The organism is Emergencia sp. 1XD21-10 (assembly GCF_009936045.1).
GTDB lineage: Bacteria > Bacillota > Clostridia > Peptostreptococcales > Anaerovoracaceae > Senimuribacter > Senimuribacter intestinalis.
Genome location: NZ_QWEQ01000039.1, coordinates 1 through 14,923, shown reverse-complemented (window position 1 = coordinate 14,923; position 14,923 = coordinate 1). Strand labels below are relative to the sequence as shown.

The 14,923-nt window shown below is 42.9% G+C and carries 13 protein-coding genes; 12 read left to right on the top strand and 1 reads right to left on the bottom strand.

Features of this window, described 5'->3' with window-relative positions; genetic code table 11:
• Positions 1-184 precede the first annotated feature (184 nt).
• The 11 genes from D1151_RS15530 (at position 185) to groL (ending at position 11,511) form a co-directional block, all read left to right on the top strand.
• A complete protein-coding gene (locus D1151_RS15530; RefSeq protein WP_160203167.1) occupies positions 185-1,003 on the top strand; it encodes a Nif3-like dinuclear metal center hexameric protein in 819 nt (272 codons plus the stop codon).
• A gap of 35 nt (positions 1,004-1,038) precedes the next feature.
• Positions 1,039-1,935, top strand: a complete 897-nt coding sequence (locus D1151_RS15525) for a MurR/RpiR family transcriptional regulator (protein WP_207708625.1) — start codon at positions 1,039-1,041, stop codon at positions 1,933-1,935.
• A gap of 29 nt (positions 1,936-1,964) precedes the next feature.
• A complete protein-coding gene (gene iadA, locus D1151_RS15520) occupies positions 1,965-3,113 on the top strand; it encodes a beta-aspartyl-peptidase (RefSeq protein WP_160203169.1) in 1,149 nt (382 codons plus the stop codon).
• Positions 3,114-3,116: 3 nt separating this feature from the next.
• Entirely contained in the window at positions 3,117-4,100 is a 984-nt protein-coding gene (locus D1151_RS15515) for an ABC transporter permease (RefSeq protein ID WP_160203170.1), read from the top strand.
• A complete protein-coding gene (locus tag D1151_RS15510; protein WP_243151117.1) occupies positions 4,075-4,980 on the top strand; it encodes an ABC transporter permease in 906 nt (301 codons plus the stop codon). Before D1151_RS15515 ends, D1151_RS15510 begins: the two co-directional genes overlap by 26 nt.
• An 18-nt stretch (positions 4,981-4,998) precedes the next feature.
• Positions 4,999-5,985 (top strand): ABC transporter ATP-binding protein, encoded by a 987-nt coding sequence (locus tag D1151_RS15505; RefSeq protein ID WP_161909489.1) that lies wholly within the window; start codon positions 4,999-5,001, stop codon positions 5,983-5,985.
• 4 nt (positions 5,986-5,989) lie between these two features.
• The gene (locus D1151_RS15500) at positions 5,990-6,976 is read left to right on the top strand and encodes an ABC transporter ATP-binding protein (RefSeq protein ID WP_160203172.1); all 987 of its coding nucleotides are present in this window, start codon (positions 5,990-5,992) and stop codon (positions 6,974-6,976) included.
• 1 nt (position 6,977) lies between these two features.
• The gene (locus D1151_RS15495; protein WP_161909488.1) at positions 6,978-8,501 is read left to right on the top strand and encodes an ABC transporter substrate-binding protein; all 1,524 of its coding nucleotides are present in this window, start codon (positions 6,978-6,980) and stop codon (positions 8,499-8,501) included.
• Between the two features lie 14 nt (positions 8,502-8,515).
• Positions 8,516-9,262, top strand: a complete 747-nt coding sequence (locus D1151_RS15490) for a creatininase family protein (protein WP_161909487.1) — start codon at positions 8,516-8,518, stop codon at positions 9,260-9,262.
• A 314-nt stretch (positions 9,263-9,576) separates the two neighbouring features.
• Positions 9,577-9,855, top strand: a complete 279-nt coding sequence (gene groES / locus D1151_RS15485; RefSeq protein WP_161909486.1) for a co-chaperone GroES — start codon at positions 9,577-9,579, stop codon at positions 9,853-9,855.
• Positions 9,856-9,879: 24 nt separating this feature from the next.
• The gene (gene groL, locus D1151_RS15480; protein WP_160203176.1) at positions 9,880-11,511 is read left to right on the top strand and encodes a chaperonin GroEL; all 1,632 of its coding nucleotides are present in this window, start codon (positions 9,880-9,882) and stop codon (positions 11,509-11,511) included.
• A gap of 132 nt (positions 11,512-11,643) precedes the next feature.
• Here groL and D1151_RS15475 read toward each other — a convergent pair whose 3' ends face one another.
• Entirely contained in the window at positions 11,644-11,913 is a 270-nt protein-coding gene (locus D1151_RS15475; RefSeq protein WP_160203177.1) for a helix-turn-helix domain-containing protein, read from the bottom strand.
• Between the two features lie 710 nt (positions 11,914-12,623).
• Here D1151_RS15475 and D1151_RS15470 point away from each other — a divergent pair.
• Positions 12,624-14,923: hypothetical protein (locus D1151_RS15470; RefSeq protein ID WP_330588370.1), on the top strand; the 2,300-nt coding region annotated here is incomplete at its 3' end.

Here is a 14,923-nt window from a genome sequence, read left to right as displayed (position 1 = left end):
ATTAAAGTGGCTTTCTCCTAAAGATACTTTATTTAATTTTTTGCATGACGGTGTAACATATGTTTGACAAACCTTCAGAAAAATTACATATTTTTTGAATTTACTCTTGACAATCATGGGAGGGGGGTAGTAAAATGCAAATAAAGTAATTACATTAAAAAATGTAGTAAATGGAGTTTATACTATGATTTCAGAAAATACTGTTAATATTCACGAAAAGGACATTTGCCGAATGCTTGACGAATTTTTTCAGCCGGGCCGGTATACCGATTTAGCGCCCAATGGGCTGCTGCTGAGTAATGCGCAGGTAATCGACAAAGTTTATACTGCGACTTTTTCAAGCGAGGAAGTATTAGGAAAACTCCGCCGACAGGGAGCGCATGACTGCCTGCTGTTTACACATCATCCGGGTGCACAGCATCCTGAAAGTGAGCCGCCGGTATATTTTTCAGATAGGGATAAGCACTATATGAAGGAAAACCGCATTAGCCACTATAGCATGCACTTGCCTTTGGATCAGCTAGGACCGTATGCACCGGGTATTGCTTTGGCAGGAGAAATGGAATTGACACCTTACTCAAGTTTTTTTGAAGAGGGCGGCGCTATGATGGGCGTGATTTGTACAGGACCTTTTCAGACTGTACAGCAGGTTCTTGACAAGACAGAATTAGTGGTGGAGCATAAATGCCGCTTGTATCAATATGGCGAAGAAAACTTGCAGGATGGAAAAATCGCGTTAGTTGCTGGCGGCTGTGAGGGAGCCGACATCTATGAAAAACTGAGAAAAGCAGGTGTGCGTCTTTTTGTTACCGGCGTAGGCACAAAGGAAGCCGATTGGTTTGCACCATCTCATGAAGCGGCAAGGCAGCAAGGTGTCAGTATTTTGGCGGCAGGACATTATTCCACAGAAAAATTTGCATTGAAGTCAGTCTGCAGATTCTTTGAAGAGCGGGGGCTAAAAGCAGAGTTTATAGAAGAAACACCTCTGCTGATGGATCTTTAGGGATACACAGTATGAAGGAAAGAGAGAAATGGCTTATGGATATATTGAAAGAAATACAAGATTTGATGCCGGACTTAACCAGAACGCAGAAAAGAATAGCGAAATACATTTTAGATAATCCAGATGCGGTCTGTTTTTTACCACTGAAAAAGCTATCCGACGAAATCGGAGTTACGGAGACTACGATTTTGAATTTTTGCAAGAAGACGAAAGCGGAAACTTTTTCAGGACTGAAGAAGGCAATGCATGGCTACTTGCAGGATAGAATGCGATGGAATAATAAGCTGGAAACCTCTTCTAAACGTTACGCTGCGGACGAGGTAACCCTGACTGGTTTACAGCAAAGCCAATTGCAGTTGATGCAGGCAACGATGGATGGCGTAGATGTCAATGCTCTTTTTGAATTTGTAGATGCCTTGAGTCAGGCAGAGAATATTTATATTTGCGGTCATGCAGCATCGCTGACCATCGCTGGAAGTCTTCAGCATAAACTGCGGGATACGGGTGCGCTGACGCGGCTTGTGAATGTTGCTGACTATGCAGAAGTCTTGGATGCGTTGACCAGATTTGACGAAAATGATGTATTCATACTGATTACACTTCCGTTTTATTCAGCACAGACAGTGGCGATTTCAGATTATTTGAGAAGGGAGAATGCAGTGGTGCTTGCAATGACAGATAAGCTGTCCTCTCCAATCGTACGCAACGCAAGGCACACATTGCTGTGCAGCTCTGACAGTATGATTTTTCATAATTCTATTGCATCTATGGCGGCTATGGCTGACATTATCGCTTCGTTGTATATCTTGCAGAATAAGCAGGTATTTGAAGCCTACAACAGTAAAGTGAAGTTGATTGAAGACTTTTTCAAGACATCAACGATTCCAGCCTTTGACAATGAATACTACTTCAATGACAAAGGAAATGAATAAAATAATTATAACTTGAAGGAGGTTTGTACATGTATCTAATTAAAAATGTAACACTGTATGATCCTATGCTGAGAGGCACTTGCAATCTTTTGATTTCGGGGGAGCAGATTGTAGCTGTAGGCAAGGACTTGCAGCCTGCAATTCCTGGTATTAAGGAGATTGACGGTACGGGTAAAACAGCAGTTCCGGGATTCATTGACCAGCATGTTCACGTGACTGGCGGCGGCGGGGAAGGCGGATTTCAATCGCGTATACCGGAACTTCCGCTGTCATCTATTATCAAGGCAGGGGTTACTACTGTAGTGGGACTGCTGGGAACCGATAGCTTTACGCGCAGCGTGGAAAACTTGCTGGCAAAAACAAAGTCATTAAAGCAAGAGGGAATTAGCGCTTACTGCTTGACAGGGGCTTATATCTATCCGCCTGTAACTGTAACCGGATCGGTAGCAAAGGATATTGTCTATATCGATGAAATTCTAGGATGTAAATTGGCGATATCGGATCACCGGGCATCTCGACCGACAAAGGAAGAGCTGACGCGGCTGACATCGGATATACGTATGGCTTCTTTGGTGTCGGGAAAACCAGGCGTGCTGCACCTTCACGTAGGCGGAATCGGCAGAACGCTGGATGACATTATAGAAATATGCGATGAGCAGCAGATTCCAATCAAACATTTTCGTCCAACGCATATGGACTGTCACACCGAGGCAGCAAAGCGATTTATGGCAATGGGAGGCTGGGCAGATTTTACGACTGAGCCATCTAAAACAGACGAACTCTATGAGGTCGTGCAGGAAATGGGAATCGAAAGACTGACTGTCAGCTCTGATGCCGGAGGAAGTATTCCAGTATGGAATGAGGCAAAGGACGCAGTAGTAGATGTAATGATCGGCGGTATGGAACCGTTGTATGAAATTATTCGAAATTTGGTTGTCGATTTCAAAGTACCGATGGAGGAAGCAATTCAGCTGATTACGAGCAATGTAGCTAAAGCCTTGGAACTTTATCCGAGAAAGGGTTGTTTACATCCGGAGAGTGATGCAGATTTGGTGCTTTTAGATGAGGACTTACAGATCGATACTGTTATGGCGAAAGGCAGATTGATGATGCAGAATAAAAAGCTTCTGGTTAAAGGAACTTTTGAGCAAATTCCTTTATATAAGGAGGAGGAATAAAACGTGTACAAATATGTCTTGAAACGATTACTGATGATGATACCGGTATTAATCGGTGTATCATTTCTGGTATTTTTCATCCTGGCTGTTTCTCCAGGTGATCCGACTCGTATGATACTGGGACAGCAGGCATCTGAGTCAGCAGTTCAGGCGATGCGAGAAGAGTTAGGGCTGGACCATAATCTGTTTGTGCGTTATTTCGATTATATGACTGACGCACTAAAAGGCGATTTTGGGACTTCTTGGAAGAGCCAGCTGGAAGTATTGCCGCAGGTACTGGGGTACTTTCCCAATACGGTGATTCTATCTATTGCCGGTATTCTTGTAGCGATTCTGATAGGTGTTCCAATTGGCATTTTATCAGCGAAAAAGCAATATACGTGGGTAGATAATATCGCTACTGTATTAGGATTAATCGGTGTAGCTATGCCGAACTTTTGGCTGGGTCTTCTGTTGGTTATGTTTTTCTCACTGAGCTTGGGCTGGCTTCCGGCATCAGGTATGGGAGAAGGGATGGCGCTGCTGCCGAGTTTAATTCTCCCGGCGCTGACTCTTGGGACAGGCTGTGCAGCCAGCATTATGCGTATGACACGTTCCAGCATGCTGGAATCCATGCGGCAGGATTACATAGATACGGCGCGATCTAAAGGTCTGAAGGAAGGATATATTACGAAAAATCATATGTTCAAAAATGCACTGATTCCAATCGTAACAGTGATTGGACTGCAGTTTGGTATGCTGCTTGGCGGTGCAGCACTGACAGAAACCATCTTCTCGTGGCCGGGACTGGGACGATTCATGGTAGAATCTATCAAAGCCAAGGACATGCCTATGGTATTAGGATCTGCAATGTTCCTGGCGCTGATGTATTCTGTGGTCAATTTGCTGGTGGACATTCTGTACGCATTTGTTGATCCAAGAATTAAAGCACAATACAAGAGCGTGGGAGGAGGAAAAAGACTTGGAAAACGTTTTGCAAAACAATAGCGGCACAGTAAAAGCCAGAACTTTGTGGGCGGATGCCTGGAGACGATTCAAGAAGAACAAGATGGCCGTTATCAGTTTGATTTTTCTTCTATGTCTGGCGTTAATTGGAATTATCACTTTAGTGATTGACTGGGTCACCAACGACTCCATCTACGATACACTGGTAATCAGTCAAAACCTGACGCAGCGGTTTGAACCGCCAAGCAGTTCACATATCCTGGGGCTGGATGAGTTCGGACGAGATATCCTTCTGCGTATTTTATGGGGAACCAGATACTCTTTATTTATGAGTATTGCTGCAGTTCTTGCAGCTGGTATCGTAGGAATTGTTATCGGTGCGGTAGCAGGCTATTATGGAGGACGTGTGGATAATGTAATCATGCGTCTGATGGACGTTGTGCTTTCTCTGCCTTATATGCTGCTGGCAATTGCTATCGTAGCAGCATTGGGACCGGGATTAGTCAACGTATTGATATCTATTGCGATTGGATATGTACCAGAATTTGCCCGCATTACGAGAGCATCTGTAATGACAATTCGAGAAAGAGAATTTATTGAAGCAGCAAAGGCAGTGGGCGCATCGGACAGAAAGATCATCTTCCAGCAAATTTTGCCTAATGCTATGGCGCCATTGATTGTTGAGGTGACTATGGCGATTGCTGGTGCGATTCTGTCTATTGCAGGCTTATCATTCTTAGGGCTAGGCATTCAGCCGCCACTTCCTGAGTGGGGTGCAATGCTTACCAATGCCAGGGGTTATATCAGAGACGCATGGCATATCACAGTATTTCCAGGGCTGGTGATTTTGGTTACAATTTTGGCTTTGAATATCATTGGAGACGGTCTGCGCGACGCATTGGATCCGAAACTGAAGAATTAACGTAAGGAAGAAAAGTTTATGGATAATATTTTAGAAATCAAAGATTTGATTGTACGGTATGAAACCGAGGATGGCATCATAAGAGCAGTTAATTCTGTCAATCTGAATATACCGCAGGGAGCTGCAGTTGGACTTGTTGGAGAGACTGGCGCAGGAAAGACAACGTTGGCGAAAGCTATCCTGCGACTGATACAGTGGCCGCCGGGTCGGATTGTGGGCGGAGAAATTCTGTATCACGGGAAAAATCTTACTGAGATTAGTGAAGAGGATATGTATAAGATTAGAGGAAACGAAATTTCTATGATCTTTCAGGATCCGATGACAGCGTTGAATCCTGTCATGACTGTGGGGAAACAGATTTCAGAGGTAATTGCTGTACATGAAAAAGTATCTGCTGAAGAGGCGGATCAAAAAATGCGAGAAATGTTAGCGCTGGTTGGTATTGATCCTAGTCGTGCAGAGGAATATCCGCATCAGTTTTCTGGCGGAATGAAACAAAGGGTTGTGATTGCCATAGCACTGGCATGTAATCCGAATTTACTGGTAGCAGATGAACCCACTACAGCACTGGATGTGACGATACAGGCGCAGGTACTGGATCTGATTAAGAATTTGAGAAGTAAGCTAGGCACATCCATGCTTCTTATCACACACGATTTAGGAGTAGTAGCGCAAAACTGTGAATATGTAGCAATCATGTATGCTGGAGAGATTGTAGAACAGGGAACCTTGCGCGATGTGTTTAAAAACGGGGTGCATCCTTATACGGAAGGGTTGTTTGATTCGATTCCGAAGCTGAATGAGGACACAGACCGGCTGCAGCCGATTGAAGGACTGATGCCAGATCCAGCTAATTTACCAGAGGGCTGCAGATTCCATCCAAGATGTAAATATGCTAAAGACGTATGTGCTTGTAAGACACCGGAACCTGTGGAATTAACGCAGGGACACAGTGTTTGCTGTCATCGCTTTGGCGCAGAAAAAGACGCATGGAAAGGAGCGTGATGAGATGAGTAAAGAAAAATTACTTGAAGTCAAGCACCTGAAGAAGTATTTTGCAACGCCGGCCGGGCAGCTTCATGCAGTAGATGATGTGACTTTTGATATTGCAAAAGGAGAGACGCTGGGAGTTGTTGGAGAGTCAGGCTGTGGAAAATCCACTCTTGGCAGAGCGGTTTTGCGTTTACATGAGCCAACATCGGGAGAAGTGCTGTTTCACGGAAAAAATATTCTAAAGTACAACAAGAATGAGATGAAGGAACTGAAGAAGGACATGCAGCTGATTTTTCAGGACCCATTCTCCTCTTTAAATCCTCGTATGACGGTAAGTCAGTCGATTGCATTACCTTTGACGATTCAGGGTGTGATTAAAAAGAATGACAAAGCAGCCTTGGAGCAAAAGGTTCGCGAAATGATGGATTTGGTAGGTCTGGCGCAGCGTTTTGTTAATTCTTATCCACACGAACTGGATGGCGGAAGAAGGCAGCGTATCGGTATTGCCAGAGCTTTGTCACTGAATCCGCAATTTATCGTTTGTGATGAGCCTGTTTCGGCTTTGGATGTTTCTATCCAGGCACAGATTCTGAATTTGATGCAGGATTTGCAGCGTGATATGGGTTTGACGTATATGTTTATCACACATGATTTATCTGTTGTCAAACATTTAGCAGATAAAATCATGGTAATGTATTTAGGAACGGTGGTGGAATACTGCGATGTGAAGCAGCTCTTCTCAAAACCGCTACATCCATATACTAAGGCCCTTCTGTCTGCGATTCCGGTTCCGGATCCAGACATACAGATGGAAAGAATTATTTTGAAAGGTGAAATCAGTTCACCGATTGAACCGAAACCTGGCTGCCGCTTTGCGGGAAGGTGCAATTATGCGACAGAAGCCTGCTTTGGTCAGGACATCCCTTTGGTGGAAAGCGAACCCGGTCATTTTACTGCCTGTGTACGCGTTCACGAAATAAATAATCTGAAGGAGGAAGTTTAGAATGAAAAAAGTATTAACCTTAGTGCTGGTGCTATGTCTTGCACTGACAGCAGCAGCCTGCGGCGGTGGCGGCGAAGAGTCCGGCGGTGCAGCGAAAGACACCTTGACCTGGGTACAAGCTGCAGACGTCACATCTCTGGATCCACATGTAGGCAAAGAAACACCGGCGGTTACTGTAACAAGTCAGATTTTTGACACACTGTTAACTATGGACGAGAACAACGAACCGGCGCCTCTGCTTGCAGAGAGCTTTGAACAGCTGGATGAGAGAACTTATGAATTCAAGCTGCGCCAGGATGTGAAGTTTCACGATGGTGAGGCTATGACGGCAGACGATGTAGTATTTTCTCTGAATAGAGCCAGAGAATCCAACTATGTTTCCTATGTTGTAGACGCAATCAGTGAAGTTGAGAAAAAGGATGACTATACTGTAATCGTGAAGACGAAGGAACCGTATTCTCCGTTGCTATCTGCACTGACTGTACCTTTTACCGCTATCGTGCCGCAGCATGCAGTAGAGGCAGATGAGGATGCATTTGCGCTGAACCCGATTGGCACCGGCGCGTACAAGTTCGTAGAATGGAAACAGGGCGAGTACGCCAAATTGGAGGCAAATTCTGACTACTTCCAGGGAGCACCGAAGACACAGAACCTGGTTATGAAAGTAGTGCCGGAAGCTTCTCAGAGAGTTATTGCGATTGAAACTGGTGAGGCTGATCTGGCTTACAACGTTTCCGCTAATGATTCTAAGCGTGTAGAAGAAGATGAGAACCTGCAGATGTTCAAAGGTCCTTCTCAGAGTGTTTCCTATCTGACTATTAACGAAACCAACGAGAAGTTTGCTGACGAGAGAGTCAGACAGGCAATCAGATATGCCATTGACAAGGAAGCTATCGTAGAAACCATGCTGTATGGTGCGGGAGAGCCTGCAGATTCTGTTATTCCGCCAAGTACCTTTGGTTTCTCTGCAAAGATTCAGAAGTATGAACATAATATCGAGAAGGCGAAAGAACTGATGGCTGATGCAGGCTATCCCGATGGATTCTCCTGTACTCTGTCAGTAACAGATGATTCTGTAAAAAATGAAATATGTCAGGTTATTCAGAGCCAGCTGAAGGAGATTGGTATTGAAGTAAGCATTCAAACAAAGGAATTTGGTACATGGCTTGACGAGCTGGGCACTGGCTCACATGAACTTTCATTTGCAGGTTGGGTATGCGTAACAGGTGATGCTGACTATACTTATTATTCACTGCTGCACTCTACACAGACAGGTTATCCTGGAAACGATGCTTTCCTGAAAAATAAAGATGTAGATAAGTTGGTCATTGCAGCAAGAGAAACTGCTGAACCGGAAAAAAGACAAGAGTATTATGATCAGCTGGAAGAATTGCTGGGAGACTTGTCACCGTATGCACCGCTGTACTATGAGAGTGTCAATGTGGGCGCTTCAAAGAAAGTAAGCGGCTTTGCGCCGGATCCTAATGGATACCATCGCCTGCGTAATGTTGAGGTAACAGAATAATGAGACTTGCGGAAATGACATATTGGCAAACGGAGTCTTACTTTCAGAAAAATGACATGGTGATTTTGACGATTGGATGTTTGGAAAGCCATGGCAGCCACAATGTACTGGGAGTTGACACTATGATTCCAGAAAAATTACTGTCTATGATAGAGGAACGGGTTGAAATAGCTGCTGCACCGGGAATCCCTTATGGTGTATGTGAGGATATGACTAGTTTCTCGGGCACTGTGTCCTTGGGCGAAGACTGTATGTATCAGCTGCTGACACGTATTACCGATGGATTGCTAGCGCATGGAGCAAAGAAAATTTTGTTCCTCAACGGTCATGGCGGCAATATCCCGACTTTAAATCGCGTGTGCATTGAATTAAGCCGCAAAGGGGCGCTTGGTGTGCAGTTGAACTGGTGGATTATGGCAGGCCAGCTCAATGCTGCGTGGGCAGGCGGCCACGGTGGTGGAGAGGAAACAGCGGCAATGCTGGCAATCAATCCGAATCTGGTGTATTTTGACCATATGCGTGGGCAGGAACTGATTGATGATTTGGGTGCAGATTTTCCAACCATGGGATTTGACAGAATAGAATTTGGCGGCATTGGCATTCCTGTGCCTCGAGATGTTACAAAGTACACGTCTAATGGCTGGATTGGTCCAGATGATCCAAAAGAAGCTACGCAGCAATGGGGCGTGGAAATGCTCACGAAAGTAGCAGATTACATTGCGAATTTTATAGAAGCCTTTCGTAAGGCAGAAGTGAGATAAGGCTCTCATAATTGTTCCAGAGAAGCGTTCTTTCGAGAAGAAAGAACGCTTCCTTATATTTACGTGGGAGGCACCTTTTATAGGATATAGTATATGGAAGAGCTTTTGTGCATATTTTGGAAATATCGGACCAAAATAGAATCGGAGAGAGTAAAGGAAAATTTCACCAAAAACACATAAAAAAATTTGGAAAATATATTGACATTGAGGACAGAAAGACCTACAATAAAGAAAGTGATTAGCACTCGTTTTGATTGAGTGCTAATAACGAGTCGAATAAAAATTAAATAAATATATATCAGGAGGTAGAGAAAATGAGTTTTGGAATCAAGCCGCTGGGCAGCAGAGTTGTGATTAAGAAGTTAGAAGCCGAAGAGAAAACACAGGGCGGCATCATTCTTGCCAGCACAGCAAAGGAAAAACCGCAGATGGCAGAAGTCGTAGCTGTAGGTCCTGGAACCAAGGACGAACCGATGGAAGTAAAGGCAGGAGATAAGGTTGTATTCTCCAAGTATGCTGGCACTGAAATTAAATATGACGGTGAGGAATATACTATCATGAGCCAGGCAGACATTCTGGCAACAGTAGAATAATTTTTGTTTGGGAGGTAAAGTAAAATGGCAAAAGATTTATATTATGGAGAAGACGCCAGAAGAAAACTGCAGGCTGGCGTGGATAAATTAGCAGATACTGTAAAGATTACACTGGGACCTAAGGGTAGAAATGTCCTGATTAATAAATCTTTCGGTTCTCCGCTGATCACCAACGACGGTGTGACTATCGCAAGAGAAATTGAACTGGAAGATGCAGTAGAAAATATGGGTGCGCAGCTTGTTAAAGAAGTTGCAACAAAGACCAATGACGTTGCAGGTGACGGAACTACTACTGCAACACTGCTGGCACAGATCATTATTAAAGAAGGATTTAAGAATGTAGCGGCAGGCGCAAACCCTATGGTTCTGAAGAGAGGTATTCAGGGGGCAGTAGAAACTGCTGTAGAAAAAATTGCTACAATTTCTAAGAAAGTAGAAACCAAGGAAAGTATCGCACAGGTTGCTTCTGTTTCCGCTGCAGACGAAAACATCGGCGCACTGATTGCAGAAGCAATGGAAAAAGTCGGAAATGACGGCGTTATCACTGTTGAAGAAGCAAAGTCACTGGGCACCACTTTAGATGTAGTAGAAGGTATGCAGTTCGACAGAGGTTACCTGTCCGCATATATGGTAAGCGACACAGAAAAGATGGAAGCAGTGATGGAAAATCCACTGATTCTGTTAACAGATAAGAAAATCAGCAATATTCAGGAATTGCTTCCGCTTTTGGAACAGGTTGTTAAGATGGGAAGAAAGCTCTTAATCGTTGCAGAAGACGTAGAAGGTGAAGCACTGACTACACTGGTACTCAACAAGCTGAGAGGAACCATCGACTGCGTTGCTGTTAAGGCACCTGGCTTTGGTGATAGAAGAAAGGCTATGATGGAAGATATCGCTGTACTGACAGGAGGCGTAGTAATCAGCGAAGAAGTTGGTTATGACCTAAAGGAAGCTACTTTAGATATGCTGGGTCAGGCTGCAACTGTTAAAGTTGACAAGGACTCCACTGTTATCGTAAATGGTGCAGGTGAAAAAGCTGACATTACAGCAAGAATCAACTCCATTAAGAAGCAGATTGAGGAAACTGAATCTGAATTTGATAAAGAAAAACTCCAGGAAAGATTGGCTAAGCTGTCCGGCGGTGTTGCTGTAATCAAAGTTGGTGCAGCTACAGAAACTGAACTGAAGGAAAGAAAGCTGAGAATCGAGGACGCACTGAACGCAACCAAGGCAGCAGTAGAAGAAGGTATTGTTGCAGGCGGCGGTGTAGCGCTTTGCAGTGCAATCGACGCAGTATCCAAGTATGTAGATACATTGGAAGGCGACGAAAGAACCGGTGCAAAGATTATCGAAAGAGCGCTGGAAGAGCCAGTTAGACAGATTGCCGAAAACGCAGGCTTTGAAGGCAGCGTAGTTGTTGCTGAGGTTAAGAAGCAGAAGGTTGGATACGGATTTAATGCAGCTACTGAAGAGTATGTAGATATGATTGAAGCAGGTATCGTAGACCCTGTAAAAGTGACTCGTTCTGCACTGCAGAATGCAGCATCTGCTTCCGCAATGCTTTTGACTACAGAAGCAGGTATCGTAGATATCAAAGAGGACGCTCCGGCTATGCCGGCTGGAATGCCAGGCGGCGGCATGGGCGGCATGATGTAATCTGCTGAAGCCAGATATATAATGTTGTAAGAAAGAGAAGACATCTTGCGTGTTGTGGGATGTCTTCTCTTTTGGCAAGAAAGCGGGATGCAGCAAATGTAAGTTCTTTAAACGGGTCATAAAAGCTGACGCTTATTTCTGGTCGGGATTCGGTTCACTGCACAGTTCAGAGGGAGGCGACTGCATACTTCCGAAAAGCAGATAGTCAGCTGGGGTATCTAAAGCTTGCGTTATCAGTATAAAGTTTTTAAGAGACATTCCTTTTGCGCCGTTTTCAATATCAGAAATAAATTTTGTCGATAGGTGAACAAGCTCTGCGAGCTGCGCACGGGACAAGTGCTTGCTTTCACGAGCGAGACGTATACGTTCACCCATAGCTAACTTTAAATCGTTCATGTTCATAATTTTCCTCCTTCGTTTTTTGTGTTGATAAATCCGTGGTAGATATATAGATATAACATAGGGCGGAATAAAAAATGGATAATAGGTCGATTTGACCTATTATGGACGATTAGATGCCTCATACTTTGGAGAGAATGAAGGACGGTCTGATAGAAGAGGAAAGGGAGTACAGCAGAGAGAAAAAAAGGCGAGCCTAAAATGGAGAAATTTTCGCTAAAAAGATTGGAAAATCAAGCTGATTGAACCCACTTTTTAATTTAGTACCAAGAAAAAAAGAGAAATTTATTGGTAATGTTGAGGGAAATTATAGAAGTATGAAATAGAGAAAATGGCTAAAATCAGCGGTTTTTGTCGATTTTAGCTGCGTAAGTGAGCACATGATATAGTAGAAAAATTGCTGGCATTCCACAATTTACTATTGGAAATCGAAACGAGATGTGTTATAATGTGGACAAATGAAATAATCGTAAATAGTGTTGTGTAAATCAAGTACAAACAATCACGGTCGTGCGTTGATTCGAAAGGCTTTATCCTTAACCCAAAAGCCTTTTTTGGGAATATTTTTTCCAAAAAGTAGAAAAAATGCTTGCCAAGATTGGGGTGTTTGAGTTATACTCATTGTGAACTATCATTTCATTTATGAGTTTTGCGCAAAAAGGCGTATAACTATAATCTTAAAAAAGAACAAAAAAGAGGGAGGAATTCTTAAAATGAAGAAATTTTTAACAGTGCTTCTTGCATTGTCAGTTGTCTTCACTTATAGCTTCAGTGCTGTTGGCAGCGCATTTGCAGCAACTGCAAGTGATGCAGTTGCCGCTGCAAAAATTGAAGCCGGAGAAAAAAAGGCTGAAGCGTTAAAAAAGCTTTCTTACGCAGATGATAAATTAACCTACATCGATAGTGAGAAAGTAGCAAAAGCGATCAGCAAGGCAGCTGTAGAGCAAGCTATTGCAGACCTGCAAATGGACATCAACAAGGCGCTTGATGCTACTCTTGCAGAAGAGGATGTAGATGCAGCAATTTCCGCTGTAAAAACCGAGTACTATGCAGATGCAGCAACCTATCTAAAGAAACTGTTTGACTATGAAACTGATGCGTACAAGTACACAAAAGTTTTAGCAAAGCAGTTTGCAATTGATAAGGCAAATGCACTGGCAACAGTAAATGCAGTAAAAGTTGCTGACTATTACAAAGCAGATCAGAATGGTGTAAAATCTGAGGTAGAAGCTACCAAAACAGCGATTAATGCTGCTTCAGATTCTGTAGGTGTGGCTGCTGCTATGAAAGATTTCTTAGCAGATTATAAGACAAAGGCTGTTATCGATACAGAACTTGCTAACAAAAAAGCTGAGAAAACTAAAGCAATCAACGATGCTGCTGCAGCATTCAAAACAACAGAAAGCGACGCTTTAACAGCGAAAATTGAAAATCCTGCAACAGCTTCTAATGAAGTTGCACTTGCTACTGCAAGATTAGCTGCACTTGATGCAAATATTGCGGCAGTAACAAATTTACTTATTGCACAGGTTAATGCAATCAAAGCTGAAAGTACAGAAGCATTAGGTGATGCAGAGACCGAACTTGGAAAGATTACCCTAGATCGATTAACTAATAGCGATGACTTTTATGTGGCTGTTGCTCAATTAGGCGGTGTTTCTTTCTTAAAGAACTATGCTGCTACCCTGGCTGCAGCAAAGAAGGCTGAATTAGCAACTGATGGTACAGTTAGATATTATGCCGCAACAGTTGATGAAACTTTAGCTGATGTGAATGCGAAGATTGACAAGTTAGCAATTACCACCGCAGCAGGAATTGATGCTGCATTTGTGGCAATGGCTGATAGAACAAAGGTTGATGGTGACTTAACCAAGCTTAGAGATGAAAAGAAAGCGGAAGTTGATGATTTAATTAGCGGAAAACAGTTTGACACTGAAAGAAACGCTAAAGTTGAAAAACTTATCAAAGATGCAAAAGATGCGATTGATGCTGCTACAGAAGAAGCTGCAATGAATATAATTGTTGCAACTGTAGAAGCTAAAATTGATTCGATTCTCACCACTAACGATATTACTGATTTAAAGAACAAGGTTGATACAGCATATGCTGCATCCTACGAATCTGCAATTGAAGCACATATCGATTCTATCATTGAGAAAAACGGTGCTGATAAGTACAACGCAGCTGTACAGAAGACTGGAATTAAAGAAAAGGTTAAACAGTATTTCTATGATTTAGTTGTTGCAAAGGAAGATAGAACCTTAACTGATGCTGCTATCAAATCTATTATGGCGCAGGGTTATGCAGGTGCGTTATCCGTTGCAGAAGCAAATTTAGTTGCAAACGATACTTTAGCAGCTGCAGAAAAATCAATTAACGATCAGTTAGCAGCATTAGATTATACGGTTACTGCAGAGAATACACCTAAAATTATGGCTGTTTATAATGAATACCTTAATTATTCAAAATTAAATGGCAGCAGTGATGCAAAGATTAATACTGTAAGCAAATTGAACTACTTGGTAAAAGAGGTTGTTACTGCTGAAGGAAAAGTTATTCGTGACAAAATTGCTGAAATTGCTAAAAAACTCACGTTTACTTTAGACGATATCGCAGCATTAGAAGCTCTGAAAAAAGATGCAGACGCTTTCAATGCTAAATATGCAGATACACCTGACTTTAAGGCAATTGATGATCCAGTAGTAGAAAACACTACTAAAATCGAAGCTGCTCGTTTCTTAGATGTAACTGCTAAGATTAATGCAATTCCAGAAGATTTAACTTATGATGATAAGGCTGTTGTAGAAGCTGCAAGAGCTGCATATGACGCTTTAACTGATACACAGAAGAGTGTGTTAAATCCAATCTTCCTGGCTAAATTAATTGCTGCAGAAACGAAACTCGTTGCTTTAGAAAAAGTGGAAGCAGAGAGAGCAATCAAAGCAGTAGAATCCTTCAAGATTAAGGTAACCACAAAGCGTTACACCGGTTCCAAGATGAGAATCAACTGGAC